23 protein-coding genes and 2 pseudogenes are annotated in these 26,485 nt (G+C 61.2%); 7 read left to right on the top strand and 18 right to left on the bottom strand.

Annotated elements, in window-relative coordinates:
* Positions 1–253: 253 nt before the first annotated feature.
* On the top strand, positions 254–1,435 hold the full coding sequence (bktB, locus tag FSO04_RS03225) for a beta-ketothiolase BktB (RefSeq protein WP_154558330.1): 1,182 nt from the start codon (positions 254–256) through the stop codon (positions 1,433–1,435).
* Positions 1,436–1,517: 82 nt separating this feature from the next.
* Here the strand turns inward: bktB and FSO04_RS03220 are convergent, their stop codons facing one another.
* From FSO04_RS03220 to FSO04_RS03200, 5 genes are all read right to left on the bottom strand, one after another.
* On the bottom strand, positions 1,518–1,955 hold the full coding sequence (locus FSO04_RS03220; RefSeq protein ID WP_233464726.1) for a carboxymuconolactone decarboxylase family protein: 438 nt from the start codon (positions 1,953–1,955) through the stop codon (positions 1,518–1,520).
* A complete protein-coding gene (locus FSO04_RS03215; protein WP_154558329.1) occupies positions 1,956–2,957 on the bottom strand; it encodes an NAD(P)H-dependent flavin oxidoreductase in 1,002 nt (333 codons plus the stop codon).
* Positions 2,958–3,381: 424 nt separating this feature from the next.
* On the bottom strand, positions 3,382–3,687 hold the full coding sequence (locus tag FSO04_RS03210; protein WP_154558328.1) for a hypothetical protein: 306 nt from the start codon (positions 3,685–3,687) through the stop codon (positions 3,382–3,384).
* Between the two features lie 586 nt (positions 3,688–4,273).
* Positions 4,274–5,062 carry an SDR family NAD(P)-dependent oxidoreductase gene (locus FSO04_RS03205; RefSeq protein WP_233464725.1) on the bottom strand — a complete coding sequence of 263 codons (789 nt, stop codon included), beginning with the start codon at positions 5,060–5,062 and terminating at the stop codon, positions 4,274–4,276.
* A gap of 180 nt (positions 5,063–5,242) precedes the next feature.
* The gene (locus FSO04_RS03200; RefSeq protein ID WP_154558326.1) at positions 5,243–6,142 is read right to left on the bottom strand and encodes a LysR family transcriptional regulator; all 900 of its coding nucleotides are present in this window, start codon (positions 6,140–6,142) and stop codon (positions 5,243–5,245) included.
* Positions 6,143–6,419: 277 nt separating this feature from the next.
* On the opposite strand from FSO04_RS03200, the pseudogene FSO04_RS03195 reads away from it, so the two are divergent.
* A pseudogene (locus FSO04_RS03195) lies at positions 6,420–6,662 on the top strand (fatty acid desaturase); the annotation flags it as partial.
* Positions 6,663–6,693: 31 nt separating this feature from the next.
* Here the strand turns inward: FSO04_RS03195 and FSO04_RS03190 are convergent.
* From FSO04_RS03190 to FSO04_RS03155, 9 genes and pseudogenes are all read right to left on the bottom strand, one after another.
* Positions 6,694–7,404, bottom strand: coding sequence for an SDR family NAD(P)-dependent oxidoreductase (locus tag FSO04_RS03190; RefSeq protein WP_154558325.1), 711 nt, complete (start codon positions 7,402–7,404; stop codon positions 6,694–6,696).
* Between the two features lie 205 nt (positions 7,405–7,609).
* Positions 7,610–8,293 carry a hypothetical protein gene (locus FSO04_RS03185; protein WP_154558324.1) on the bottom strand — a complete coding sequence of 228 codons (684 nt, stop codon included), beginning with the start codon at positions 8,291–8,293 and terminating at the stop codon, positions 7,610–7,612.
* Positions 8,290–9,696 carry a selenium-binding protein SBP56-related protein gene (locus tag FSO04_RS03180; protein WP_154558323.1) on the bottom strand — a complete coding sequence of 469 codons (1,407 nt, stop codon included), beginning with the start codon at positions 9,694–9,696 and terminating at the stop codon, positions 8,290–8,292. The genes FSO04_RS03185 and FSO04_RS03180 overlap by 4 nt, the downstream gene beginning before the upstream one ends.
* A gap of 136 nt (positions 9,697–9,832) precedes the next feature.
* Positions 9,833–10,711, bottom strand: a complete 879-nt coding sequence (locus FSO04_RS03175; RefSeq protein ID WP_154558322.1) for an ABC transporter permease — start codon at positions 10,709–10,711, stop codon at positions 9,833–9,835.
* Positions 10,708–11,538: an ABC transporter ATP-binding protein gene (locus FSO04_RS03170; RefSeq protein ID WP_154558321.1), complete on the bottom strand. Its 831-nt coding sequence runs from the start codon at positions 11,536–11,538 to the stop codon at positions 10,708–10,710. Before FSO04_RS03170 ends, FSO04_RS03175 begins: the two co-directional genes overlap by 4 nt.
* 70 nt (positions 11,539–11,608) lie before the next feature.
* Positions 11,609–12,661: an ABC transporter substrate-binding protein gene (locus FSO04_RS03165; RefSeq protein WP_154558320.1), complete on the bottom strand. Its 1,053-nt coding sequence runs from the start codon at positions 12,659–12,661 to the stop codon at positions 11,609–11,611.
* A 49-nt stretch (positions 12,662–12,710) separates the two neighbouring features.
* Positions 12,711–13,619, bottom strand: a complete 909-nt coding sequence (locus FSO04_RS03160; RefSeq protein ID WP_168435549.1) for a TauD/TfdA dioxygenase family protein — start codon at positions 13,617–13,619, stop codon at positions 12,711–12,713.
* Between the two features lie 145 nt (positions 13,620–13,764).
* A pseudogene (locus FSO04_RS47385) lies at positions 13,765–13,893 on the bottom strand (aliphatic sulfonate ABC transporter substrate-binding protein); the annotation flags it as partial.
* A gap of 249 nt (positions 13,894–14,142) precedes the next feature.
* Entirely contained in the window at positions 14,143–15,057 is a 915-nt protein-coding gene (locus FSO04_RS03155; protein WP_154558319.1) for a LysR family transcriptional regulator, read from the bottom strand.
* 128 nt (positions 15,058–15,185) lie between these two features.
* On the opposite strand from FSO04_RS03155, the gene FSO04_RS03150 reads away from it, so the two are divergent.
* The 4 genes from FSO04_RS03150 to FSO04_RS03135 all read left to right on the top strand — a co-directional run bounded on the left by FSO04_RS03150 (position 15,186) and on the right by FSO04_RS03135 (position 19,310).
* Entirely contained in the window at positions 15,186–15,827 is a 642-nt protein-coding gene (locus tag FSO04_RS03150; protein ID WP_154558318.1) for a glutathione S-transferase family protein, read from the top strand.
* A gap of 38 nt (positions 15,828–15,865) precedes the next feature.
* The gene (locus FSO04_RS03145; protein ID WP_154558317.1) at positions 15,866–18,037 is read left to right on the top strand and encodes a 2Fe-2S iron-sulfur cluster-binding protein; all 2,172 of its coding nucleotides are present in this window, start codon (positions 15,866–15,868) and stop codon (positions 18,035–18,037) included.
* Positions 18,038–18,220: 183 nt separating this feature from the next.
* Positions 18,221–18,499, top strand: a complete 279-nt coding sequence (locus tag FSO04_RS03140; RefSeq protein ID WP_154558316.1) for a DUF1488 family protein — start codon at positions 18,221–18,223, stop codon at positions 18,497–18,499.
* 19 nt (positions 18,500–18,518) lie between these two features.
* The gene (locus FSO04_RS03135) at positions 18,519–19,310 is read left to right on the top strand and encodes a phosphate/phosphite/phosphonate ABC transporter substrate-binding protein (protein WP_154558315.1); all 792 of its coding nucleotides are present in this window, start codon (positions 18,519–18,521) and stop codon (positions 19,308–19,310) included.
* A gap of 9 nt (positions 19,311–19,319) precedes the next feature.
* Here FSO04_RS03135 and FSO04_RS03130 read toward each other — a convergent pair whose 3' ends face one another.
* The 4 genes from FSO04_RS03130 to FSO04_RS03115 all read right to left on the bottom strand — a co-directional run bounded on the left by FSO04_RS03130 (position 19,320) and on the right by FSO04_RS03115 (position 25,092).
* Positions 19,320–21,347, bottom strand: coding sequence for an acetyl/propionyl/methylcrotonyl-CoA carboxylase subunit alpha (locus FSO04_RS03130; RefSeq protein WP_154558314.1), 2,028 nt, complete (start codon positions 21,345–21,347; stop codon positions 19,320–19,322).
* Between the two features lie 120 nt (positions 21,348–21,467).
* Positions 21,468–22,253 carry an enoyl-CoA hydratase/isomerase family protein gene (locus FSO04_RS03125; RefSeq protein WP_154558313.1) on the bottom strand — a complete coding sequence of 262 codons (786 nt, stop codon included), beginning with the start codon at positions 22,251–22,253 and terminating at the stop codon, positions 21,468–21,470.
* Between the two features lie 28 nt (positions 22,254–22,281).
* On the bottom strand, positions 22,282–23,889 hold the full coding sequence (locus FSO04_RS03120) for a carboxyl transferase domain-containing protein (RefSeq protein WP_154558312.1): 1,608 nt from the start codon (positions 23,887–23,889) through the stop codon (positions 22,282–22,284).
* A 21-nt stretch (positions 23,890–23,910) separates the two neighbouring features.
* Entirely contained in the window at positions 23,911–25,092 is a 1,182-nt protein-coding gene (locus FSO04_RS03115) for an isovaleryl-CoA dehydrogenase (protein ID WP_154558311.1), read from the bottom strand.
* Positions 25,093–25,373: 281 nt separating this feature from the next.
* On the opposite strand from FSO04_RS03115, the gene FSO04_RS03110 reads away from it, so the two are divergent.
* Complete coding sequence (locus FSO04_RS03110; RefSeq protein ID WP_154558448.1) at positions 25,374–26,105, top strand: TetR/AcrR family transcriptional regulator; 732 nt, start codon at positions 25,374–25,376, stop codon at positions 26,103–26,105.
* Positions 26,106–26,485: the final 380 nt, after the last annotated feature.

Below are 26,485 nucleotides of genomic sequence, written 5' to 3'. Positions count from 1 at the left end.
TCAAATTTAAGAACAAGAATATCGCTAAATTGCGTGTGCGTCCATCCAGACTCGCCCGATATAGGGCGCTGCCGGAACACGGCTTAGCGTGCCCGCCCGATTGATGAGTCTGCTCAGCCCAGTCTCGCAAGCTTCTTAAGCTCAGACACAAACCGACCCTGGACATCTCGTCAAATTTGAGCTATTTTATGAACGTCGTTCATATTTGTAAACGATTCGGGGATGTCATCATCCTGATGTGCTGGAGAGCAAAATGGAAAGGGAAGTCGTAATTGCAAGCAGTGTTCGTACTGCGATCGGCGATTTCGGAGGCGCGCTCGCCTCCGTGGCGCCGACTCAACTGGGCGCGACCGTCGTCCGCGAAGTGCTCGCTCGCGCGTGCGTCGAAGGCGACGCGGTTGGGCACGTCGTGTTCGGCAATGTGATTCATACCGAGCCGAAAGATATGTACCTCGCGCGCGTAGCGGCACTCGAAGGTGGAATCGGCGTCGAAACGCCGGCATTGACGGTAAACCGCCTGTGCGGCTCGGGTCTGCAGGCCATCATTTCAGCCGCGCAGGCGATCTGGCTCGGTGACACCGATATCGCAATCGGCGGCGGAGCGGAAAACATGACGCGCGCGGCCTACCTCGCGACCGGCGCGCGATGGGGCGCGCGCATGGGCGACATCCGCCTGATCGACATGATGGTCGGCGCGCTGACCGATCCGTTTAGCGCGTGCCACATGGGCGTAACCGCGGAGAACATTGCAGCGAAATACGGTGTCACTCGTGACGCTCAGGACGCACTGGCCGTGGAATCGCACCGTCGAGCCGGACATGCCGTCGAAGCGGGGTATTTCGCGGAGCAGATTGTTCCCGTCGCGGTACACACAAAAAAAGGCGCGACAATGTTCGAACTCGACGAGCATGTTCGCCCCACCACAACGCTCGATGAGCTGGCGAAACTGCGCCCGGCATTCCAGAAGGAGGGCACCGTGACGGCGGGCAACGCGTCTGGTCTGAACGACGGCGCTGCCGCCGTGCTGCTGATGGAGAGAAGCACGGCTGAGGCACGCGGGATCCGCCCACTCGCCAGATTGGTGGCCTACGCTCACGCAGGTGTCGATCCTCGATACATGGGCATCGGTCCTGTGCCGGCGACTCAAAAAGTCCTTCAACGCGCCGGACTGACCGTAGCGGACCTCGACGTCATCGAAGCCAACGAAGCGTTCGCGGCACAAGCCTGCGCCGTGGCAAAAGAACTGCAACTCGACCCGGCAAAGGTCAACCCGAACGGCTCCGGCATTTCGTTGGGACACCCAATCGGCGCGACAGGTGCGATGATCACAGTAAAAGCACTCCATGAACTGAAGCGAATTGACGGCCGCTATGCGCTCGTGACAATGTGTATCGGCGGTGGCCAGGGTATCGCGGCCATCTTCGAACGCATTTAAATGCAATAGGGGCGCCGGCAGAGAAACCATCGAAGGACGTGATGTGATACGCCGCCGAACAGGCGGCGCCTACACTGGCCCACTACTCCTGAATGGTTGCGACCCGGTCGCCCAGTACTTCCTTGCAAGCCTTAAGCGCGACACTCACCGCAGGAAAGCCTACATACGGAATCGCATGCAGGACGACTTCCTCCAATTCCTTCTCTGTCAACCCGTTCGCAAGCCCGATACGGACATGATTGCTGAACTCCCAGGGCGTACGTAGCGCGATCAGCATGCCCAGCGTGACAAGGCTTCTGGAGCGGCGATCGAGGCCCGGACGCGACCACGCATCACCGAACGCATTTTCGAGGGCAAGCGACGCCGCATCGGCACAGAACCCGCCGGATGCCGCGGCGGCATCCATCGCGCCCAGAAACTCCTCACCCAACATTTCCCGCACTACCTGACGTCCTTTTTCACGACTTTCTGACACGGTCCACTCCTTGTTCGTCATCGACTGTTGTAGCTCAATCTGCATTCAGGCTGCGCACGCCGCTTCGCTATCAGTCTTGCCCATCATGGTGGCAAGACGTCGGTGAATCAGTTCGCGTGCCTCCACAATCATGCGAGTCACCAGTTCTTCGCAAGTCGGGATATCGTGAATCAGACCAATGGCGAGTCCTGCCGGAAACGTTCCGTCGTCGGTGTCGCCCGTTTCGTAAATGCGTTTTCCGCGCTCGCCGCTTACGAGCGGCTTGAGGTCGGCAAATGTGGTGCCGTCCTGGCGCTCCAGCTCGAGCACCTGCTCCGCCACTGCATTACGGAAAATACGCGAGGTGTTGTTGAGAGACCGGAAAATCAACGCGGTCATCCGCTCATCATGCTGCAGTAGTTGACGTTTGACGTTATCGTGAATCGGCGCCTCGCGCGTTGCCATGAAGCGCGTGCCCATATTGATGCCATCCGCGCCAAGTGCGAGTGCCGCAACCATCCCGCGCGCATCCGCTATGCCGCCCGATGCGAGCATAGGAATGTGTAGCCGCGCTGCTGCTGCCGGCAATAAGACGAGGTTCGGCACGTCGTCTTCGCCAGGATGACCCGCACATTCGAAACCATCGATGCTGACCGCGTCGCAGCCGATCGCCTCCGCTTTCAATGCGTGGCGCACTGACGTGCACTTGTGAATCACCTTGATACCGGCGGCTTTGAAGGCAGGCAGATACGGTTCGGGATTACGTCCGGCCGTCTCGACGATCTTGACCCCGCTCTCCACAATGACCTGCACGTACTCGTCATACGGAACGGGCTTGATCGTTGGCAGAATAGTCAGGTTCACGGCGAACGGCATTGCGGTCATCGACCTCACACGATCTATCTCGACGCTTAGCGCTTCGGGTGTCGGCTGCGTCAATGCGGTGATGGTGCCGAGGGCACCTGCGTTTGATACCGCCGATGCCAGCTCGGCGCGTCCCACCCACATCATGCCGCCCTGCACAATCGGATAGCGAATGCCCAATAGCTCCGTAATGCGTGTTTTCATGCCCTGGTTTCCGTGAAGCAATGGAGTTCTGGCGCTGCAACTGCCATCGTGCAGACGCAACCGCCTTGAAGATGCGCACCATCAACGCCCCTCTCACTGTTCTTATTTTGGAACGATGTACAATTATATACACTTTTCGAAATCCCACCAACACCTCATGAGATGGGAGCGGCGGTGGCATGTCGCCGCCACTGGGCATTTGCTCTTTGGAGCGCGATTCGAGCCCGGCAACGCATGGTGAAACACGAATCCAGGGAGACGTAGTGAATCCGCGAGACAACATCGGCGACAAGGCGGTCGTCGTTCGGTCATCGCTGGCAGAGTCAGAAGAGGTGGTGGGGATCTCGAAGCTGGCGCGAGCGCGCCAATACTCAACACCTGAATGCAGATGCCGACCCAACCGGCCGGCATCGTTCAACACTGCTTAATTGAGAAGCGCGACGAAAAATACGATTGCGCCGAGCAGTGCACCCAGAAAGCAATAGCCCTCGCTTTGTCCGTCTTCGGCACGCTGCCCACGGCGCGCAAGGCAACTCACCACGCCGAAGAACGATGCACCGCCGAGCACAACAAAAATCATGACGATGTCGAAGATCGCGGAACGACCGAGTTCCTCCATCCGCCAGTCACGCAGCACCAGATAGACGGCTGCGACAACGACCGACAGCAGCAGAAGCGGAAACATCACGCGCCGCTCGTCGCGGGAGAGTTTTTGAGTCAGACGGGTCATGAGCGGTTTCCCTCAAACATCTCAGTTGGGGTCATCGCGGCGCCATTGCGCGGCGTGCTTTCTGAGCGAAGCAAGTTGACTTTGCGAAGCAACGAGGTCAAGCGCGACGGCGCGCTGGGTGGAGCGGTGGAATCCGGTTCGCCAACGTCTTCGCACGACAACCCGGCGTCGACGGGCGGGGCTCCAGAACTGAGCGAGTAGTCGGCGAGAACGCCGCACAAATCGGAATACAGGAGATACATCGTTTGTCTCCAATCAGGCGATGCCAGGTGGATGCTCGTGAGGCATCTCTTGACGTTCATCGTAGGCGAGCGCGTTCCGTTATGCAACTATCCGTTCAATTATTTGGATCGGTGTTTTCACTAGTTTTCATGACGTCGCCGTGCGGACGACGGCTCATTGGCTGCATCACGGTCAGATCGACAGAGCGCCGTTTATTCTGCGACCGCACATAAAAAATCCCCGATGCCGTACTGTCGGCACCGGGGACAAACAGACATCATGCACAGGCTTCACTCGCTGCTCACAACACGATTAACGCCGCCCGATCTGGGGCGAGCGCGAGTCACCCGCTACATCGGCATCCTCAGGAAATCTGGAAGCCTCCGTCGATGGCAAGCAACTGCCCAGTCACATAATCGGCGGCGGGCGACGCGAAGAACAGCACAGCACTTGCGATATCAGCGGCAACGCCCATGCGCCCCAAAGGCATGCGCCCCGGCTGCGTGATCGGCCCATGTGCCTGATGAACTTTCGTCGATGCAGCGGCGCCTTCGGTAGCGACGCCACCTGGAAGCACGGCGTTGACGCGAATACGGTCCGCGGCGAATTCGAGGGCAGCGACTTTCGTCAGATTGTTCACGCCGGCCTTTGACGCGCCGTAATCGCCATTGTCGAAAATCACCGGTTGCAGGGATGCCACGGACGAGATATTGATGATCGACCCACCCGTTCCGGCGGCCTGCATCCGCTTGACTGCCTCACGCATACACAGGAACGTTCCACGCAGATTGACGCGCAACACGCGGTCCCATTTCTCCGCCGACGTATCGACGAAGCTCGTCTTCGGATAGATTCCCGCGTTATTCACCAGCACATCAAGCCGGCCGAGTCTGGCGTGCACGGCCTCGAACATCGCAATGATCGAGGCTTCGTCGCCAATATCGACTTTCACCGCGATCGATTTGCCCGCCGCCGTTTCAATCTGTGCGACTGTTTGCTGAGCCCCCTCCTCGTTCAGATCGGCCGCGACAACGATCGCACCGGCCGATGCCAGCAATAGCGCCGTTTCCCGCCCGATACCGGAACCTGCACCGGTCACGAGAGCAACCCGGCCGCCGAGGTTAAACAGGCTCTCCACTTTCAATGAACTCACTGCTCCTCCGATTACTCGCCACGCGAGCACTTGTTTTGTGAACGTCATTCACAAAAGTAAACAGTGCTGGGGATGTTGTCAAGACAGAGGAAGTCCCGGGGGCGTGCGCAGTACACGATGCCAAGCTCTGCTGTCAGAGCAGAATCTCAGCGAGAGTTCACACGGACCTGACGGACCCGCTCACTTTTGCACGGTGAGCGACAGATCGCGAATGATATCGAGCATCGCGCGGTGATACGGTTTATGCGGACGATCGGTCCAGATCAGGGAGACTTCCGTATCGAGCGATGGTGATAAATCTTCGATATCGATAAACACCACGCCTTCAACCGGGAGATGTCTTGCCGAATCCAGCATCAATCCGACGCCGAGTTCGTTTGCGACGAGATTGAGCATCGTATAAGGGTGACGGGCTTGCTGGGTGACCTTCGAAGACACGCCGGCATCGCGCCGGGCAGCCTCGAACGCCGCGAACACGGGTTGCGAAATCTGCTGCGGAAACATGATGAGCGGATACGTCGTGAGATCTGCCATGCTGATGCGGGTTCGCCGAGCGAGCGGCCAATTTTCCGGAACTGCGGCCACCATGCTCATACGTTCGATGACGATGCTCTCCAGTTCATGCACATCGGCAACACTCGTGACAACTACGCCCAGATCAATGCTGCCGTTCTTCACACTGGCCACAGTAAGCGCACTGCCACGCTCAATCAGGCGCACGTCGACACCGGGCCATTGTTTGCGGAGTGCATGCAGGGCAAGAGGCATGATGTGCATCGCGCACATCGGCACGAACGCAATACTGAGGCTGGCCAGTTCGTCCGCCGCCTGACGCACGCGGCGCTCCGCCAGATCCGCCTGGGCGAGCAGCGGCTTCGCCTCCGCCATGAGCGCCTCGCCGGCAGCGGTCAGTGACACCCCACGCGGCGTGCGCTCGAGCAATTTAATGCCCAGCGATTCCTCCAGACGCATGATGGACTGACTCAGCGGCGGCTGAGCCATGCCAAGCCGTGCTGCCGCGCGGCCAAAATGCCGGGTCTCCGCAACCGCGACGAAATGCCGGAGGTGACGCAATTCCATGGCGTGATATCGAGTCGATATGAGGATGGCGGAAGAATATCGTTTTTGCGCTTCCCCGGCGAGTTGCATATTCGCCATCAATGGGTACGCCTCCCCCCAGCGGCCCTACAACTGACTCGGAACGCTCGAAAATACTTGATCTGAGCGGGTCTGACGCTTCAAAGCGTCGCGACAGGCATCCGTAGCGACCTGCGGGTAAATTGCGGGTAAGAATTAATATTTTCACCCAGCAATGACCCATCAAGTCCCAACCAGAAAGGCGCTGTGCGATCCTAAGTTGCTCCTGAACAACAACTATCATCTGGTTCACCACGACTTGCCGCATGTTCCCTGGTTTGCACTCCGGAAGGTCTATGAAACGTCCCGGCAGCAGTACATAGAACGTTCGGGAGGCTTTCTCGTGCACGGTTATAGCGAATGGTTGAGGCTTTACGCATTCGCTCTGGTTGCGACTCCGGTGCACACCAACGATATCTTCACCCCGACTTCGATGCCGAAACCATTGGTTGTGGTCAATTAAGGGGCGCAACCAGCAGCGCCCCCGTGCTGCTTTAGTGCCCGGCGCTCTGACCGCCATCGACGTGCAGAATTTCGCCCGTCACGAACGGCGCCGCATCCAGATACAGGATCGCGTTGACGATGTCGCTCATCTCACCCATATGGCCCATCGGATGGAGTGCGCCGAGTGCCCCGTGGGTTTCGGGGGCGTGCATCGGCGACTTGATGATGCCGGGCGAAACCGCGTTCGCACGGATGCCGCGCTTCGCATATTCGATTGCGAGTGACTTTGTAGCTGCGTTCAGACCGCCCTTCGTCAGCGATGCCAACACCGACGGCACACCGTCGATGGCGTGGTCGGCCAGGGTCGTCGTGATGCTGACCACATGGCCGCTGTTGTTCTTCTCCATTTCAGCGATCGCCAACTGCGTGATGTAGAAGAAACCGTTCAGATTCACGCCCGTCACCGCAGCGTAGTCTTCAGACGTATAGCTGGTAAATGGCTTGGCGATGAAGACACCGGCGTTGTTGATCAGCGTGTCGATGCGGCCGAAGCGTGCCACGCCCTCGGCAATCACGCGACGCGCCGTCGCCGGATCAGCGATGTCACCCGCCACCGTCACGATGTTGGGATCTTCGGACGGCTTGATGCTGCGTGCCGTTGCGACGATGCGGTAGTCAAGCTTGCGGAATGCTTTGACGGTCTCGGCACCAATGCCTTGCGATGCGCCAGTAACAACTACGACCTTTTGCGACGTGCTCATGGAATACCTCGAATATTGGATTGGGCTTTCTTGCCCACCGGGCCGGTGGCTCCGATAGGTGCCTAATCTAGGGGTATTCACGCACTGAGAAAACACCCGCTATGGACAAACTATTTTGCGCGAGCGGAACAAATGGGGTCGAGGGGGACGTCCTGTGCGAACGAATCGGGCGACCCCGCCGTGGGTCGACGCGAGCCCGCCCTTATCAGCCCTCGCCGCCAGGCAGCGCGGCATTGAACGCCAACGAGAGCGTGCCCACCAGAATGAGGCTCGATGCCCAGACAGCGTCCAGGTTGAACCAGCTCCGTGACACGAACTTCAGCCCCAGGTAGCGGTAGACCAACCAGGCCAGCAGTCCGCCGACCGCGATCATGGCGATCGCATGGACGCCGGAGACAAGCAGCGCCATGCCCAGATTGGCGTCGATCAGAGTCCGCGCGGCCTGATGCCCTCGGTCCATGTCGTAGGACCGGCACAGGCCGAGGTAGATCGGTACCAGCATCAGTCCAGCGCCATGCGCGATGGCAACGGCGAAGGACCAGAGCGCAAGCCGCGACGGCGGGATACGCGCGAGTACACGCGGATGGCGCCGCCAGATCAGAAGGCACACCCCAAAGCCGATGACCAGCACACTCGCGCCGATCTGGATCTCGCGCTGCCAGGCGAGCAGGATCGCAAGCATGGCGAAGGGCACGATCACCACGAACATGGCCAACAGGTGCCCCGCCGCGAGATACAGGAGCGCGGAGAACAGCGCCCGTGCACGTTTGTCCATCAGCCCGCTCGAAACGGCGAGCGGCCATCCCATCGCCGGGTTGAGCCCGTGATAAAGGCCGCTCGCCGCGACGGCTAACCAAAGGGCGATCTGCGGCCAGCCACCCCCAATCAAGTTCCCACCGACGGGTAGCAAAACGAATCGGTCGAGCAGTCGCCGCCTTCGAGCCGGATCTGGTGTGCCCGGTATCCGTCGGGAAACGCGACCCAGTAGTCGTCGGCCAGTGCAAGGCCGCCGCCAGGTTCAGCCCGGGCCATGACCTGGGCCGCCGGCACACCGTCCGGATAGAACTGGTTGTCCCACGTCGAGTAGAGCGAGTTGGTCCAGTAGACACGTTTCCCGTCACGACTGATCTCGACCATCTGCGGACCACCCGCAAAGGTTTTGCCATTCGGATGTGGCGTGCGCCGTACGATCCCTCCGATGTGGACCGATCCCGTGAGCTTCGGCTTACGGGGTTCCGTCACGTCGTACTGGCGCATTTCGCCGGTTCCCCAACAGGCGACGTACAGGAATTTGTCGTCGATAGAGAGATCGATATCGGTGACGAGCGGCGGCACCGCGCCGAATCCCTGAAGCAAGGGCGGAAGCAGTTCCGCGGCCGCGGGCTCGGGCGGAATCGTCGCGGTCTTCTCGATGTGAAACTTTCCGCCCTCCCGCCACCAGGTCCAGATCGATCCTTCAAGGTTCGTCGTATCCACCACCACGCCGATGAAGCCGTATTCGCGGCCAGGATCGTGCGCGGGCCGCACTTCGAGCGCCATCTGGTGGTTGGCGCCGAGGTCGATCGTCTGCACGTTGCGCCGCGCCCGCAAATCCCAGAAGTGGATGTGGTGCCCGTACTTGTTCGAGAGAAGATCTTCGGGGACGATCCCATTCTCGAATTGCGGCGGCAACGCCCACTCGCTCGACACCATGTAGTCGCGCGGCAGGTTCCACCAGAAATCGTAGTGTTTTTGCTGGGGCCCACGGTCGATTTCCCAGCGGCCGAGAACCTCGAAAGTCTCGCAGTCCATGATGAAGATCCCCGGGGGGCCATCTGTGCCATCCTTCCCAGCGCCGCCGAGCGTACTGACGTAGATTCCTTCCGGTCCGCAATGAACGGTGTGGGGACGCGAGTAGCCCGTCTTGCGGAAGATTTCCTCCGGTTCGATGATCTTGTGGATTTTCGCCTGGGTCGGATGGGGCTTGGTGTCCACGATGTAGATGCGCGAGGAGCGCATCCCCGGAATGATCAGATAACGCCGTTCGAGGAAGGCGTGGCCGGTCAGCGGTGACAGTGACGACGAGCAGGCATTCCATCCAAAGTGGTGAAATTCGTCCCCCTTGTTCGGCACCGGCACCGTGTGAACCACCTGGCTGTAGGTCGGCGATCCGGGCTTCACATCGATGACGGCGAGTGCATCGGGCTGCGAGAAATCGGGGCTGAGCAGCAGCGTATAAGCGAAATCTTCCGCTGGCGCATCCATTGCGAGTTTCGGCGATGCGTGGAACGTAGGATCTGGGCGCATTCCCATGACGAGGTCCTCCTGTCGATCTGGTTCGGGGCCGGTAGCGGCGGGAGCGACCGGTTGTTTCCCCCACGTCAGCGCGCTTCGCATTTCGTCATACTTAAGCGCGTTGCCACACTCTCATTGTCGCGACATCGGGCCGTTAGTGCTGCACGCCCCAACGCCGAACGGTCACGCGTTCGAGCGTATCGAACACCAGATGCTCGATCAGCAGGCCAATCACGATGACCGCAGCCAGCCCGGCGAAAACGCGATCCGTATACAACTCGTTGCGATTCTGAAAGATATACCACCCAAGCCCACCGCTGCCGGAACTCGCACCGAATACGAGTTCGGCGGCGATCAGCGTGCGCCACGCAAAGGCCCAGCCCACGCGCAAGCCGGCAAGAATCGACGGCAAGGCGGCCGGCACCAGGATCAGCAGCACATGGCGTATGCCGGTGAGGCCGTAGTTACGCCCCGTCATACGCAGCGTCGCCGGCACCGATTGAAAACCGGAGTACGTGTTGAGCGCAAGCGGCCACAGCACCGCGTGTACCAGCACGAACAGCAGGCTGCCGGTGCCGAGACCGAACCACAGCAAAGCGAGCGGCAACAGCGCGATGGAAGGCAAGGGGTTGAACATCGCGGTCAGCATCGAGAGTAAATCGCGGCCGATACGCGTCGATGCCGCAAGTGAGGTCAGAACAAAGGCGAGTGCGGCGCCAAGCAGATAGCCGCGCAGCAGCACGGACATCGACACCGCCGTTTTCTGCAGCAGTTCGCCCGACCAGACACCTTGTACGAAGGCGCTGAACGTCGCGCCGAAAGTCGGCAGCAGCAGATCGTTGTCGACCGCGCGCGCTGCGATTTCCCATATCGCGATCAACACCAGCGCAATCAGCGTCTTGCGCAACCAGCCTTGCGCAAAGAGGCGCTTGCCGAGAGGCAGCGGCGCTTCGAGAACAAGTTCACCGAGCGGTTCGAGCGGGCGCTCATACTCCTCACGAACCGGCGGCAGCAGGACGGTGGGCGTGCTCATTGAACGGCCTCCGTTTGTTCGAACAACAGGTGATGGATACGCGCAACGCTGTGCTGAAAGTCGCTGCGCCCGAAACTATCCTGCGAATACTGGTGGCTGTTAAGCTCGGCGCGCACGCGGCCTGGATGCGGCGACAGCAACAGAATCCGGTTGCCGACCACGAGCGCCTCTTCGATTGAATGCGTGACGAACAGTAGCGTGAAGTTCACCTCTTCCCACAGGCGCAGCAGTTCCTCCTGCATCTTGCGGCGGGTCAGCGCGTCGAGCGCGGCAAACGGTTCGTCCATCAGCAGCACGCGCGGTTGCATCGCCAGCGCGCGGGCAATCGCGACGCGCTGCTTCATCCCGCCCGACAACGTATGCGGATAGGCATTGGCAAACGAAACAAGCCCCACCTTGTCGAGATAATGCAGCGCGCGTTCTTTGGCTTCTGTGCGTGAAAGCTTCTTCGCCACCCGCAGCGGGAAAGCCACGTTCTGCAGAACCGTCTTCCACGGCGGCAACTGGTCGAACTCCTGAAACACCACAATACGATCAGCGCCGGGACCGCGCACGGCAACGCCTTCGAGCGAGATGCTGCCCGACGTCGGCTGGATGAAGCCGGCCACGGCTTTGAGCAGCGTCGACTTGCCGCAACCCGAGGGGCCAAGCAGGACGAAGCGGTCGCCCCCGTACACGTCGAAACTCACGTCGTGGGTCGCGCGAACGATCCGTTCACGCGTGCGGTATTCGAGGTTGACGTGTTCGACCGCGAGCAGTTTTTCGCTGGTCGCCGGAGCGGCCTGCTCAGCATCGTTCGGAAACAGCGAGGTAGGATTGGCCACCATCAGATCGCTCCCTGTGAGCCGACCGCACGCGCCGAGGAATAGCCGGCGAAGCTCGATAAGAAAATCACGCTCAACTTCCCGACGCGGTTGCCGGATCGTCGAAGAAATAATCCTTCCATGACTTGGGCTCGTTTTTGATGACGCCGACGCGATACATGAACTGCGCGAGTCCGAAGGTGTTCTGCGGTGCGACCTTGAACTGCACCTGGGGATCCTTGATGACCTTCAGCAGCAGATTGCGGTCGATTTTCGACTGATTCGTACGGATGTAGATATCGGCTGCGGCGTCAGGGTTCGCGGAGATAAAGCGTGCGGCATCCGCCAGCGCATCGACGAATGCGCGATAGGTCTTCGGATTGGTGTCGCGGAATTTTTCTGTTGCGTACAGCACGGTTGCCGAGCTCGGGCCACCCAGCACGTCGTACGAATTCAGCACGATGTGCGCCTTCGGATTGCCGGCGAGTTCCTGCTCCTGAAACGGCGGATTGCCGAAGTGTCCGGTGATTTCCGTGCCGCCAGCGATGATCGCCGCTGCCGCGTCCGGATGCGGCAGCGCCTGCGTGAACTTGTCGAGGCGGTTGTAATCCTTGTCGCCCCAGCGTTTCGCCGCCGCGTATTGCAGCACGCGCGATTGCACCGACACATTGACCGCCGGCAGCGCGATACGGTCCTTCTCGGTGAAGTCGGCGATCGTCTTGACATTGGGATTGTTGCTGACGAGGTAGTACGGCAGATTACCGAGCGACGCCACGCCCTTCACGTTCTGCTTGCCATGCGTGCGGTCCCAGATCGTCAGCAAAGGGCCGACGCCCGCACCGGCGATATCCACCGCGCCGGAGAGCAGCGCATCGTTGACCGCGGCACCGCCCGAGAGCTTCACCCAGTCGACCTTGATATCGAGGCCCTGCTTACGCCCTTCTTTCTCGACAAATTGCTGGTCGCGAGCCACGTTCAGCAGCAGGTAGACGATACCGAACTGTTCGGCGATGCGGATCTGCCCTTCGGCGTGCGCGGGTACGGCTGCGCCGAAGCCGGCGACACCCATCGATAAGGTAAGCAGCGTTGCGGTCAAACGACGGGGAAAAGACGACCGCAGAGCGGTCGGGCGAAACCTGGCAAGCATCGGAACTCCGGTCAGCATGTGATAGTGGTTATGGCGAGCGGCGTTGCCGTCAGAACGGCACGTCGCCTTCAATCGTCGTGCGATACAGTTTGCGGCGCAGATGATCTGGCGTGCCGGCCGCAAGATGCATCAACGAGCGGTTGTCCCAGAACACCATGTCATGTTCGGCCCATTGATGCCGGTACAGATGCTCGGGGCGCACGCTATGCGCGAAAATTTCTTCGAGTAATGAATTGCTCTCGTCTTCCGGCAAGCCGATCACACGGGTCGTGAAATGCTCGCTGACGAAGAGCGCACGGCGCCCGGTCTCAGGATGCGTGCGCACAATCGGCTGCACCACCGGTTTCACCTGTGCGATCTGCTCCGCCGACAGATTCGGCCGCCATGGGCTGCGCTTCTGCAATTCCGCGTATTTCGCGAGATAGGTGTGCTCGGCCGCACGCCCTTCCACCGCGCTGCGCAAGTGCGCTGGCAACGTGTCCCACGCGAGATGCATGTTGGCGAACAGCGTGTCGCCGCCTTCCGAAGGCAGTTCCTGCGCATGGAGCAGCGACCCGAGGCTCGGCTTCTCCTTGTACGACAGATCGGAGTGCCAGTAATGACCGGCGTCGCCGAGACCGATCGGTTGACCGTTCTCGACGATGTTCGAGACGACCAGCACCTCCGGATAACCCGGCAACTGGAATTGATGCAGCACGTGAATCTGCAACGGGCCGAAGCGTCGGCTGAAGGCAATCTGCTGATCCGGCGTGATGCGTTGATCGCGAAACACGAGCACGTGATGGTCCAGATGCGCACGGTGAATGCTTGCGAAATCCTCCTGGCCCAGCGGCTCGCTGAGATCGAGACCCAGAACTTCAGCGCCGACGGGACCGTCGAAAGCGCGAATTTCGATGTGCCGGGCTTGATTGATATGGCCAGTGGCGCTGGCGGCGGTGGGTGTTAAGGCAGTCGTCACAGGAAACTCTTCGTCGAATCTGTTCGAAGGACGCCGGCTAAGGCGAAGTCAGACGAATTTACCGGTGCATGCGCGCGGCGACAACGAAGCAAATCCGATACGGTTATCTGCTGGAGTGATAAACCCGATGCTTTAACGCGCTGCGGGCCGCGTCCAAGCCCCAGATCGGCGCGAGCAGCTTCGCCGCATCGTCGGGATGGCTGCGAACCCACGCCCCCGCCGACGTCAACTGCGCGACCAGGATGCTGATCACATCGGGGTGAGCCGTGGCGAAGAATTGGCGGCGGTCTGCGCGTGAGCGGCACTCACGACGAGCAGCGAAGACAGCGCCGCGCGAGCGAGCAAACGAAAGATAGAAAAGGTCAAGGCTCGAAATTCCGGTCTGGTCAATACGATCAAACCGCGATCGTAACAACGCCGAATCGCATGGATAAGCGAGCGTTTTAACTATGCTTAGCAGGCTAAAGCATAACGACGAAAAACTGCGTTGAGAGTCAGTGCGCGTTCCATGCTCTGTCCGGCGTTAGCCGTCCACAGGCGGCTCAAGCCTTCTCCTGATCACGTCGATCAACGCACGTACCTTTGCCGTCGGATAACGGGTAGGCGGAAACACCGCGTAGATGCCCTTGGGCTTGCCGGCCCAATCAGGCAACAGGCGGACCAACCGCCCCGCCGCCACGTCTTCCGCAATCGAAAAATCAGTCAGCAATCCGAAGCCACCGCCCGCCAATGTCGCCGCACGGGCTGAATCGGCCGTATTCACCAGCAGAACATTCTCGCACCGCACGCTTTGTCTCGCGCCTTTCGCCCGCTGCAGCTCGAGCGTCAGCGGATGCGGCAAGACAGATAGCGCGACATGAGGCATGGCAGCGAGCGCAACCGGCGTCTTCGGCTTACCCCACGTATCGATGAATTCCGGACTCGCGACGATCCATTTGACGTAACCACCGAGCTTCACGGCACGGTAGCCCGAGTCGGCAAGTTGCCCCAGACGGATGGCCACGTCGATGCCTTCCGCGATCAGATCCACATAGTGGTCGTTGCAGACCAGTTCGATGTCGAGTTCCGGATACTCACGGCGCATCTCCACTAGCGCGGGCGTCACCACCAACGCCCCGTAGTCGATCGGCGCATTCACGCGCAACGTGCCGCGTAACGGCGCAGATTCCCCCGATACGGCCGATAGCGCTTCCTCCGCCGCCTGCAAGATCTTGCAACTTGCCTCGTAGAAAGCACGCCCGCTTTCGGTCACGCTGAGCCGCCGCGTCGTTCGGACCAGCAGACCCGCGCCGATTTCGCGCTCGAGCCGCTGCAGATGCGTGCTGACCATGGTTTTCGTGAGGCCGAGACGCGCGGCCGCCGCGGTAAACGAGCCCGCTTCCACCACCGCAACAAAAATCGCAAGGCGGTTCAGATTGACATCTTTTAGATCTGCCATTCGCCGATTGTCCATCTTTGATTGATTATGTTTTCTAGCTTAGCAGTCTTCTGCGCGGTGCCGCGAGCCGGTACGCTTACCCCATTCCAGTCGACGGTTGTCGGCTTTCCCCGCTCCAGGAGCTTTCAATGTCAGCCGCCAAACCCGCCCAGCCGATCCGCCTTCACACCACGCTCCTCTCCGGGCACGGGCACCGCGTGAAGTTGTTCCTGACATTACTCGATCTGCCTTTTGAAGTGATCGAACTGAACATGGCTGCCGGCGACAATCGTCGCCCGGAATACCTGAAGCTCAACCCGTTCGGCCAGGTGCCGACAATCGAAGATGGCGAGACGGTGCTGTTCGATTCGAACGCAATCCTCGTCTATCTGGCGAAACGCTATGGCGACCCGTCATGGCTGCCGGAAGACGCGCTTGGCGCCGCCGCCGTGCAACGCTGGCTCTCGCTCGCCGCCGGACAGATCGCTTACGGACCGTGCGCAGCGCGGCTGGTGACGGTATTCGGTGCGCCGCTCAATCTCGACACCGCCCAGAAGATCGCCCACAAGCTGTTCGACGTGCTCGACGCGGAGCTTGCCGGCAAGAATTTCGCCGCGGGAGACCACGTGAGCATTGCCGACATCGCCGCGCATACGTATATCGCCCATGCGCCGGAAGGCGGCGTCTCGCTCGAACCGTACCCGAACATCCGGGCGTGGCTCCGCCGTGTCGAAGCGCTGCCACGCTTCATCGCGATGCCTGCAACGAAGGCCGGACTGCTCGCCGCGTAACCAGAGAAATGCGTAAGCCCTGACGGGCAGAGGCCGCTATGTCCCAGCATTCTTCCGGCGCGCCGCGCGGCTGGGACGCCGCCGAGTCGCCGTTTCACGCCGCCGAACTCCTGGTACAGCAACATGTGGGAGTAAACGAAGAGGCGGAGTCGATTGGCCGTCGAGGCATCCGTCGGTATATGCCGGACCAGCATCGGCAGTTTTACGCCGAACAGCCATTCATGGTGTTCGGCGGGCTCGACGCAAACGGCCAGCCGTGGGCAACGTTGCGCGCGGCCGAACCGGGCTTTGTATCGTCCCCGGATCCGCGCACGTTGCGGATCGAGGGCGGCGTTTTACCGGGAGATCCGCTGGCTGGGTACTGGCAGCCCGGCATGATGATCGGTGGCCTGGGGCTGCAAGCGCAGACCCGGCGGCGCAATCGCGTCAACGGCGTCGTGTCGTCGGTAGATGGCGATACGGTCACGCTCGAGGTCATGCAAAGCTTTGGCAACTGCGCAAAATATATTCAAAGCCGTACGCCGACCTTCGTTGCGCGCGGCGCAACCGGCACGCGGACACCCGTTGAAACGTCGACCCAACTCAGCGCAGCGGACCGCGCATTGCTGGCCAACGCGGATACTTTTTTTATCACCAGCGCGAACGTCAGCGAGGATGCGGGCCCGGCTCGCGGCGCCGATGTTTCGCATCGCGGCGGCATGCCGGGCTTCGTGCGTATTGACGACGCGACCACCCTGACAACGCCCGATTTCAGCGGCAACCGCTTGTTCAACACACTGGGGAATCTGCTTCATGATCCGCGCGCCGGCTTGTTGTTCGTAGACTTTGCGAGCGGTGACATGCTGTACGTCGCGGCCCTCGCCGAGATCGTCTGGGACGGTCCGGAACTGGTTGAGTTTCCATTGGCCGAGCGGCTGGTGCGCTTTCGTATTACCGAAGTGCGGCGCAGCCGCCAGGCGTTACCGTTTCATTGGTCGGAAGTCGGCTATGCGCCGCAGTTCGTGGCGCCGGCTTCACTGGCCGCTTCGGTGCCCGCTCCACTGCCTGCTTCGTTGCCCGATCCCCTGTCGGCCTCACCGCTCGATTTCCTGCCTGCTTCAACGCTCGAATCGCCGTGGAAGAAGCTCAGGATCGCAGCCGTGCACGAAGAAACGCCCATGATCCGCTCGTTCTATTTTGAATCGACGGACGGCTCACCGTTGCCGGCGTACGAGCCCGGGCAATACTTGCCGATCCGCGTGCCGATCGACGGCTTGGACAAACCGCTGACGCGCACCTATACGCTGTCCGACGGGAGCAACCTGCGGCAGTACCGGATCACCGTGAAACGCGACGGGGTCGGCTCAGCCTGGCTGCATGACCGCTTCGCCGCCGGCATGCAGATCGAAGCGATGGCACCGCGTGGCGCATTCACCTACGATTCAGCCAGCCTGCGCCCCGCCGTGTTCATTTCGGCGGGTATCGGCATCACGCCGATGATCACGATGCTGCATCACGCCATTGCCGCGCGCGAGCCGCTTAGTCCGCCCAGGCCGCTGCATTTCTTCCATGGCGCGCGACGCGACGTCGATCGGCCGTTCAGTGCGCACCTGCAGGACCTCGCGTCGCGCCATCAGGCGGTCTCGATGCACCTGTTCGACAGCGCCACCGATCCAGCCACCCACGCGCCTTCCGGCACCTTGCCCGGTCGCGTGAGCGTAGCGGAAATCAAGCGCGCACTGCCCTTCGACGACTACGACTTCTATCTGTGTGGCCCCGAGTCGTTCATGCGTGAACTGTATGAAGGATTGCGCGCGCTCAACGTCGCCGATAACAGAATCCGCTTTGAGGCGTTTGGACCGGCAACCGTCAAACGCACGCCTGCAATCCCAGCGGCGGTGGCGGAAAACGCCCAAAGCTCGCGCCCCGCAAACGTGCCGGCAAACGATGGAGCAGGCATACCCGTAACGTTCGCGCGATCGCAGCGCACCGTTCAATGGCTGCCGAAGAACGGCACGCTTCTCGACCTCGCCGAGGCGTGCGGGATCGCCGCGCCGTCGAGCTGCCGGTCCGGGATGTGCGGCACATGCACCACACGCGTGCTAAACGGGCGAGTCGCTTACGAAGAACCCACGGACGCCCCCATCGACGCAGGCCATGCCCTCATCTGCATGGGGCGGCCGGTCGCCGACGACGTCGCCGCGACGGACGGACTGTCGCTGGAACTCTGAATGACGGGCCCGCCGTCCTGAGGCAAAATCGGACTACGCATGCGGCCACGCAGGTGCCTACTGTTTCCGATCGGTAAGATCAAGCGGGTGCCCGGCATTTTTACAGCAAATGCCGGTTTTCCCACATACCGAAAGCTTACGGCCAGTCATCCTGATGACTCGGGCGTGCGGCGGGAGGTTGTAATGTCGGTATATGTCGATGAAGGATTCAGGCCCTGTGTCACGGAATGCGCAACCGTCGCCTTCCGCGTCTGTTATGACGATCGGGTGCAGGTCTTCGAGGTCAGCGCCGAGGCGTTGATGACCTATTGTGGGGCCGCGAGTAAGCGGCGCACGGATTTGCTTGTCGCGTTCGAAGACGCCCAACTGGAAATATTGAAGGTGGTGGAGTGCAAATGGCCGTTCAAACAGACCGAGCCCGTGCGCCTGGGGCTTGACGAATTTCGAATGGTCAGACATTAGGTATGCCAGAATCGCGTCCATGACCTGGATCGCCGCCCTGCCGATGTACAACGTGACGCCCGCGCTTGCCACTGTGTGGCGCGAGTGGTTAGACGACGTCTTGCGCATGGTGAACCCGGACTGCCGCATCGTCGAGCCTGACGAAGAACTGCATGACTTCTGGCGGCGCCCCAACGTACTGCTCTCGCAAACCTGCGGCTATCCATTGGTGCATGGCTTGAACGAGCAGGTTCAGGTGATCGCTACGCCGCAATTCGATGCGCCGGGCTGCGCAGGCGCGGACTATTCGAGTGTACTGGTCACGCGAGCGGAGTCGCAGTTCGATTCGCTCGCGGCTTGCCGTGGCGCGCGTGCCGCCTACAATCAGGACGATTCGAATAGCGGCATGAATGTGTTTCGCCACGCGGTGGCGCCGCTTGCGCGCGACGGTGCGTTTTTCAGCGCGGTCCTGCGCACCGGCTCGCATCTTGGATCGTTGCGGGCGGTGGTCGACAATCGCGCGGACGTCGCCGCAATCGACTGCGTGACGTTCGCGTTTGTTCGCGATGAATTGCCGGAACTGGCGCAAAAGGTTCGGCAAATCGGCTTGACGGCAGCATCGCCGGGTTTGCCTTTGATTGCCTCCAACAATGTGCCGTCCGCGACGATCGAGACGCTGCGCGAGGCACTCAACGAAGCGCACCGTGCCCAGCCAGAACGTGCCAAACGCCTGCGTTTGAAGGGTTTTTCCGCGTTGCCGCTCACCGACTACGAACGGATCGAGCAACTCGAAAACGAAGCGCGCGCCGCGGGCTACGCGCGCCTCGCTTAAGCACGGCCGTTAGCCCACATCCAGCACCAGAAGCTGCGCCCCGTCGGCAACCTGATCGCCAACCGCATACAGGAATTCCTTTACCGTGCCTGCCGCCGGTGCGCCGATGGTGTGCTCCATCTTCATCGCCTCCATCACGATCAGCGGCGTGCCCTTCTCCACCACCGTGCCCGGTTCGACCAGCAACGCGATCACCTTGCCCGGCATCGGTGCGGTCAAACGGCCTTCACCGCCTTCAGCATCCGCGGCATGCGCGAGCAGGTTCTGCCACTCGAACGCCAGCGCCTCGCCGAGGCAGAACACGTGGAACGTGTCGCCGTCGATGAAAACACGCCCGGTGACCCGCGCATCGCCGATCGTCGCGCGGTATTCGTGCTGGCCGGTGCCTTCCGACCAGGTGAAGCCTTCGCTCACACCGTCGTGTTCGAGCGTTTGCGTGGCGCCGTCGCGGGCGAACGTGGCCGTGAAAACGCTTTCGTTTTCGACGTCACGCCAGCCGAGCGTCTGCGTATAGCCACTGTTCAGACGCCAGTGCGATAGTGCATCCCACGGCGACGCGCCGTGCGCCGTGCCGCCTTCACGCGTCAACAATGCGGCGCAAGCGAGCGCCAGGGCTTCCTTGAAGGGCTTTTTTACGGGCGCGAACAAGGCATCGTGATGACGCTCGATCAAACCCGTATCGAGATCGCCAGTCGCAAACGGTTCGCTCGTGACAATGCGTTGCAGGAACTCGACGTTGGTATGCGGGCCGACCACTTCGCAGGCACGCAGCGCACGATTCATCCGCGCGAGCGCCTCTTCACGCGTCGCGCCGTGGACGATCAGCTTGGCAATCATCGGATCGTAGAACGGCGTGATGGCGTCGCCTTCGCGCACGCCGCTGTCGATGCGCACCGGCGCCTTGCGACCCGGTTCGCCTAGGCCGGCCGCGCCGATGGTGAATTCGACGCCTTCGGGCATGCGCAAATGCTTGAGCGTACCCGTCGACGGCAGGAAGCCACGGGCCGGATGCTCGGCGTAAATACGCGCTTCGATCGCATGGCCGTCGATTTTCAGTTGCTCTTGCGAAAGCGGCAGCGGTTCGTCGGCGGCGACGCGCAGTTGCCATTCCACCAGATCCTGGCCCGTCACCATTTCCGTGACCGGATGCTCGACCTGCAGGCGCGTGTTCATCTCCATGAAGTAGAAGTCGCCCGTGCTGGTCATGATGAACTCGACCGTGCCCGCGCCCACGTAATTCACCGCACGCGCGGCGGCCACGGCCGCTTCGCCCATCTCGCGTTTGACTTCCGCGGACAAGCCCGGCGCCGGCGCTTCTTCCAGCACCTTCTGGTGACGGCGTTGCACCGAGCAATCGCGGTCGAACAGATACACCGCGCCGCCGTGACGGTCCGCGAATACCTGTACTTCCACGTGACGCGGCCGCGTCAGATACTTTTCGATCAGCACGCGGTCGTTGCCGAAACTGCTGGCCGCTTCGCGTTTGCACGACGCCAGTGCCGCCGCGAAATCTTCAGTGCGCTCGACCACGCGCATGCCTTTGCCGCCGCCACCCGCGCTCGCCTTCAGCAAGACCGGATAACCGATCGCATCGGCTTCGCGATGCAGCAACTCAGGATCCTGATCGTCGCCGTGATAACCCGGCACGAGCGGCACGGCCGCCGCATGCATCAGCGCCTTCGCGGCTGCCTTCGAGCCCATTGCGGCGATCGCTTCGACCGGCGGTCCGATGAATACGATGCCGGCCGCTTCGCAGGCATGCGCGAAGTCTTCGTTTTCCGACAGGAAGCCGTAGCCCGGATGCACCGCCTGTGCGCCGGTTGCACGCGCGGCTTCGATGATGCGCTCGACCCGCAGATAGCTTTCCGCCGCGGTCGAACCACCGATATGCACCGCTTCGTCACAGGCGGCCACGTGTTTCGCGTTGGCGTCCGCATCGGAATACACGGCCACGCTCGCGATACCGAGCCGTTTGCAGGTCGCGGCGACGCGGCAGGCAATCTCGCCTCGGTTGGCAATCAGGATCTTGTTGAACATGAGGTGTCTCGGTGAAGTGTCCCGTTCGGGGCTGTGTTGTTCTGGCGAAGGCCGGACAGCGCCCTGGAGTGGAGGCTTGCCCGCGCTTCAGGTGCGCTTCAGTTACGTTTCAACGGCATGTCAATCGCGCCAGGACGGCGTGCGCTTTTCGAGGAACGACGCGACGCCTTCACGGCCTTCCGCACCGGCTCGCGTGCGGGCGATGCGCGCCGCCGTGTCTTCGATCATGGCCTCGTTCAACTCATGGCCAGCGATGTCCTGCACGAGCTGCTTGCAGGCACGCACCGCTTGCGGACCGTTTGCGCAAAGCGTCTCGGCGATCTGCTGCACGGTAGCGTCGAGTTGTTCCGCACTGACTGCTTCGCTAACCAGGCCGAGGCGAAACGCCGTCGCACAATCGAACTGCTCGGCGGTCGTGAAGTAGCGGCGCGACGCCTGCTCCCCCAACGCACGGATCACGTACGGCGCGATGGTCGCCGGGATCAGGCCGAGACGCGCTTCGGACAGGCAAAAACGCGCGCTCTCTACCGCAACGACGATATCGCACGCCGAGATCAGACCCATGCCGCCCGCGTAGGCGTCGCCGTTCACCCGTGCAACCACCGGTTTGCTGCAGCGATAGATCGACGACAGCATGTTCGCCAGCAGCATCGCGTCGGCACGGTTCTCGTCGTCCGAGTAGCCGGCCATCTTCTTCATCCAGTTCAGGTCGGCGCCTGCGCAGAATGCCTTGCCGTTCGCGGCGAGCACTACTGCGCGCACGTCGTCGCGCACGTTCAAGGCCGTGAAAACCGAGGTGATTTCGGCGATCATCGTTTCGTTGAACGCATTGCGCACGTCCGGCCGATTCAGCGTGACCGTGGCGATCTGCCCGGCGAAAGCGACCTTCAGCGTTTCGTATTGCATCGTTGCAGCTCCTGCGCTTTGCGCTCTGTCACATTCTGAACACGCCGAAACGCGTGTCTTCGATCGGTGCGTTCATCGTCGCCGAGAGGCCGAGGCCAAGCACATCGCGCGTTTGCGCCGGATCGATCACGCCGTCGTCCCACAGACGAGCGCTGGCGTAGTACGGATGGCCCTGGTGTTCGTATTGATCGCGGATCGGTTGCTTGAACGCCTCTTCTTCTTCCGCGCTCCACGCACCGCCCTTGCCTTCGATGCCGTCGCGCTTGACCGTGGCCAGCACCGAGGCCGCCTGCTCGCCGCCCATCACCGAGATGCGCGCGTTCGGCCACATCCACAGGAAGCGTGGTGAATACGCGCGGCCGCACATGCCATAGTTACCTGCCCCGAACGAACCGCCGATGATCACCGTGAACTTCGGCACCTTCGCCGTAGCCACGGCCGTCACCATCTTCGCGCCGTTACGCGCGATGCCTTCGTTTTCGTACTTGCGGCCCACCATGAAGCCCGTGATGTTCTGCAGGAACACCAGCGGAATCTTGCGCTGGCAGCACAGTTCGATGAAGTGCGCGCCCTTGAGCGCCGACTCCGAAAACAGAATGCCGTTGTTCGCGATGATGCCGACTGGGTGCCCCCAGATATGCGCGAAGCCACACACGAGCGTGGTGCCGTAGCGGGCCTTGAATTCGTCGAAAGCGGAATCGTCGACAATGCGCGCGATCACCTCGCGGATATCGAACGGCTTGCGCGTATCGACGGGAATCACGCCGTACATGCTCTTCACGTCGTAGCGCGGCGGCTTCGGCTCCTGCAATGCCACCGGCACCTGCTTCGTGCGATTCAGATTACCGACGATGCTGCGCGCAATGCCCAAGGCATGTGCGTCGTTCTGCGCGAGATGATCGACCACGCCCGACAGACGCGTATGCACATCGCCGCCACCGAGGTCTTCCGCGCTCACCACTTCACCGGTTGCGGCTTTGACGAGCGGCGGGCCGCCCAGAAAAATCGTCCCCTGATTCTTGACGATGATCGACTCATCGCTCATGGCCGGCACATAGGCGCCGCCTGCCGTGCACGAACCCATCACGACGGCGATCTGCGGAATGCCTGCCGCGGACAGATTCGCTTGATTAAAGAAGATGCGGCCGAAGTGATCGCGATCGGGGAACACGTCGTCCTGATTCGGCAGATTCGCCCCGCCCGAGTCGACCAGGTAGACACACGGCAAATGATTTTCAGCAGCGATTTCCTGCGCCCGCACGTGCTTTTTCACGGTGACGGGATAGTACGTGCCGCCCTTGACCGTCGCGTCATTGCAGACGATCACGCACTCCTGCCCCGCGATGCGGCCAATGCCCGTGATGACGCCAGCGCCCGGCGCATCGTTGTGATACATGCCGTAGGCCGCGAGTTGCGAGAACTCGAGAAACGGCGTGCCCGGATCGAGCAGTTTCTCGATGCGCTCACGTGGCAGCAGTTTGCCGCGGCCCGTGTGTTTGTCGCGCGCCGCTTGCCCGCCGCCCAGCGCGAGTTTCTCGACCTTCGCGCGAAGATCGGCGACCAGCGCTTCGAGCGCCGCCGCATTGGTGCGGAAGTCGTCCGAGCGCGGATTCAGTTTTGATTCGATGATCGGCATTGCGTGGCTTCTCCTCTTGGCTCAAGCCGTTTCGGCGAACAGTTCGCGGCCGATCAGCATGCGGCGGATTTCGCTCGTGCCCGCGCCGATTTCATAGAGCTTCGCATCGCGCCACAGACGGCCGACCGGATACTCGTTGATATAGCCATTGCCGCCGAGAATCTGGATCGCCTCGCCGGCCATCCAAGTCGCTTTTTCAGCGGTGTAGAGAATCACGCCCGCACAGTCCTTACGCACCTGGCGCACGTGTTCCTTGCCGAGCGTATCGAGTTGACGGCCCACAGCGTAGAGATACGCGCGGCACGCTTGCAGCGTGGTGTACAGATCGGCGACCTTGCCTTGAATCAACTGGAATTCGCCGATCGGCTGACCGAACTGCTTGCGGTCGTGGATATACGGCACGACCGCGTCCATGACTGCGACCATGATGCCGGTCGGGCCACCGGCGAGCACGGCGCGTTCGTAATCGAGGCCGCTCATCAGCACCTTCACGCCGCCGTTCAACTGGCCGAGGATATTTTCTTCCGGCACTTCGACGTCCTGGAACACCAGTTCGCCGGTATGCGAACCGCGCATGCCGAGCTTGTCGAGTTTTTGCGCGACCGAGAAACCCTTCATGCCCTTCTCGACGATAAACGCGGTAATGCCCCGCGAATTCGCTTCGGGATCGGTTTTGGCATAGACGACCAGCGTGTCGCAATCCGGGCCATTGGTGATCCACATTTTCGTGCCGTTCAGCACATAGTGGTCGCCCTTCTTGTCCGCGCGCAGCTTCATGCTGACGACGTCCGAACCCGCGTTCGGTTCGCTCATGGCGAGTGCGCCGATGTGTTCGCCGGAGACCAGCTTGGGCAGATATTTTTCCTTCTGCGCTGCCGTGCCGTTGCGATGAATCTGGTTGACGCACAGATTCGAGTGCGCCCCGTATGAGAGACCGACCGATGCCGACGCGCGCGAGATTTCTTCCATCGCGACCATGTGCGCCGTGTAGCCCATATTCGCGCCGCCGTACTCCTCCGAGACCGTCATGCCGAGCACGCCCAGGTCGCCGAATTTGCGCCACAGGTCCATGGGGAACTGATCCGTGCGATCGATTTCCGCGGCGCGCGGGGCGATTTCTTTGGCGGCGAATCCGGCGATGCTGTCGCGCAGCATTTCGATTTCTTCGCCGAGCGGGAATTGCAAACCGGGCAGGTTGCTCATTGCAGTGTCTCCAGAGTTCGTTGGCGGACCGGCTTAGCCTGGGTAGGCGCCGGCCCGTCTGAGTGCGGCTCAGCTGGCGGCGGCGGCCTTATGGGCCGCCTTTACCACCCCGCTCGAGGCGCGAAACGTTCAAGGCGCATTTCACGCCAGATTTACGTAAGCGTCAAGTGGTATTTTTGAGTATCACTCAGAAACCGGTTGGCAGGCGTCTGGAGCCGCTATACAGTGATGGGATGGGTGTGACCGAGGCGATTGGCCTCACAAAACTGAACTGGACTCATATGACGGTTGCCATGAAGGCTGAGTTACCTGCCTCGCGCCGCCAGCCGGCCGGGCGCAAGTCTCAGCAGCGCGTGAGGGAGATCTTGCAGGCGGGGCGCGACGTGTTCTCCGAGAAGGGGTACGAGCGCGCGACGACGGCGGAGATTGCGCAGCGCCTGGGGATTTCCGAGGCGACGGTGTTCAGTTATTTTCGCGGCAAGCGCGAGTTATGCGCGCGGGTGATTGGCGACTGGTACGACGAGATCATTGAAGCGATCGAGTCGGGGCTGCCGCGGGATGGCAGCGTGCGGCAGCAGTTTGCTTTTATTGTGCGGACGCATTTGCGGTTGATGCTGGTCAATGGCACGGACCTGTGTGCTTTGGTGTTGTCCGAGGGCCGGGCTCGGCATCATGAGTTGAGTGAGGCGCTGACGGAATTGCAGCGGCGGTATACGGCGCCGTTGATGCGGGTGTTGGCGCAGGGCCAGGAGACTGGGCAGATTCGGGCTGACATGCCGTTGAGGTTGTTGCGGTCGATGGTGTTTGGGCCGATGGAACATGTGCTGTGGGACGCTACGCTGGCCAATCGGCATATCGATATTGACGCTACCGCGGGTCAGTTAATCGATGTTTTATGGGCAGCTTTGATGCCGCCGGATTTGGAGGTCAGTGCTTTGCAGCAGTTCAGGGCGGAGGTTGTTGAGGCTAATCGGCGGTTTGATGAGGCGGCTCGGGCGCCTCGTGGTGGATAGTGGTTTTGGTTTTTTGGGGTTTTTTGTCTGCGCGACGCTTGCTGTCAGTGTTCTTAGGGCTTTGGCCTTTCCTTGTTCTGGCTTTCGTGCCTTTCCTTGTTCTGGCTTTCGTGCCTTTCCTTGTTCTGGCTTTCGTGCCTTTCCTTGTTCTGGCTTTCGTGCCTTTCCTTGTTCTGGCTTTCGTGCCTTTCCTTGCATTGTTAGTGGTCTATTAGCGTTGCCCCTGTGCGGGGCGGCACCTACTTCTCTTTGCCGGCTGCAAAGAGAAGTAGGCAAGAGAACGCAGCTCAAACCGCTACTGCTAAGCGGGGCCTGTGGTCTGCAACGGGTAGTGGTGCATCTGGAATCCGTGTTCTCGCACATTCGGCGCCAGTGACAAG

Origin of the sequence: Paraburkholderia madseniana (assembly GCF_009690905.1) — a bacterium.
Lineage (GTDB): Bacteria > Pseudomonadota > Gammaproteobacteria > Burkholderiales > Burkholderiaceae > Paraburkholderia > Paraburkholderia madseniana.
Note: the sequence above shows the minus strand (reverse complement) of the source record. Positions and strands in the feature narration are given on the sequence as shown.

Bases quoted from the DNA above. Each gene is read 5' to 3' on its own strand.
- FSO04_RS03210 (WP_154558328.1), bottom strand. From the start codon at position 3,687: ATGACCCGTCTGACTCAAAAACTCTCCCGCGACGAGCGGCGCGTGATG.
- FSO04_RS03200 (WP_154558326.1), bottom strand. From the start codon at position 6,142: ATGGAATTGCGTCACCTCCGGCATTTCGTCGCGGTTGCGGAGACCCGG.
- FSO04_RS03145 (WP_154558317.1), top strand. From the start codon at position 15,866: ATGTCCCAGCATTCTTCCGGCGCGCCGCGCGGCTGGGACGCCGCCGAG.
- FSO04_RS03135 (WP_154558315.1), top strand. From the start codon at position 18,519: ATGACCTGGATCGCCGCCCTGCCGATGTACAACGTGACGCCCGCGCTT.
- FSO04_RS03175 (WP_154558322.1), bottom strand. From the start codon at position 10,711: ATGAGCACGCCCACCGTCCTGCTGCCGCCGGTTCGTGAGGAGTATGAG.
- FSO04_RS03130 (WP_154558314.1), bottom strand. From the start codon at position 21,347: ATGTTCAACAAGATCCTGATTGCCAACCGAGGCGAGATTGCCTGCCGC.
- FSO04_RS03220 (WP_233464726.1), bottom strand. From the start codon at position 1,955: ATGCAGATTGAGCTACAACAGTCGATGACGAACAAGGAGTGGACCGTG.
- FSO04_RS03125 (WP_154558313.1), bottom strand. From the start codon at position 22,253: ATGCAATACGAAACGCTGAAGGTCGCTTTCGCCGGGCAGATCGCCACG.
- FSO04_RS03120 (WP_154558312.1), bottom strand. From the start codon at position 23,889: ATGCCGATCATCGAATCAAAACTGAATCCGCGCTCGGACGACTTCCGC.
- FSO04_RS03150 (WP_154558318.1), top strand. From the start codon at position 15,186: ATGTCAGCCGCCAAACCCGCCCAGCCGATCCGCCTTCACACCACGCTC.
- bktB (WP_154558330.1), top strand. From the start codon at position 254: ATGGAAAGGGAAGTCGTAATTGCAAGCAGTGTTCGTACTGCGATCGGC.
- FSO04_RS03110 (WP_154558448.1), top strand. From the start codon at position 25,374: ATGACGGTTGCCATGAAGGCTGAGTTACCTGCCTCGCGCCGCCAGCCG.
- FSO04_RS03155 (WP_154558319.1), bottom strand. From the start codon at position 15,057: ATGGCAGATCTAAAAGATGTCAATCTGAACCGCCTTGCGATTTTTGTT.
- FSO04_RS03165 (WP_154558320.1), bottom strand. From the start codon at position 12,661: ATGCTTGCCAGGTTTCGCCCGACCGCTCTGCGGTCGTCTTTTCCCCGT.
- FSO04_RS03170 (WP_154558321.1), bottom strand. From the start codon at position 11,538: ATGGTGGCCAATCCTACCTCGCTGTTTCCGAACGATGCTGAGCAGGCC.
- FSO04_RS03115 (WP_154558311.1), bottom strand. From the start codon at position 25,092: ATGAGCAACCTGCCCGGTTTGCAATTCCCGCTCGGCGAAGAAATCGAA.
- FSO04_RS03190 (WP_154558325.1), bottom strand. From the start codon at position 7,404: ATGAGCACGTCGCAAAAGGTCGTAGTTGTTACTGGCGCATCGCAAGGC.
- FSO04_RS03140 (WP_154558316.1), top strand. From the start codon at position 18,221: ATGTCGGTATATGTCGATGAAGGATTCAGGCCCTGTGTCACGGAATGC.
- FSO04_RS03215 (WP_154558329.1), bottom strand. From the start codon at position 2,957: ATGAAAACACGCATTACGGAGCTATTGGGCATTCGCTATCCGATTGTG.
- FSO04_RS03180 (WP_154558323.1), bottom strand. From the start codon at position 9,696: ATGGGAATGCGCCCAGATCCTACGTTCCACGCATCGCCGAAACTCGCA.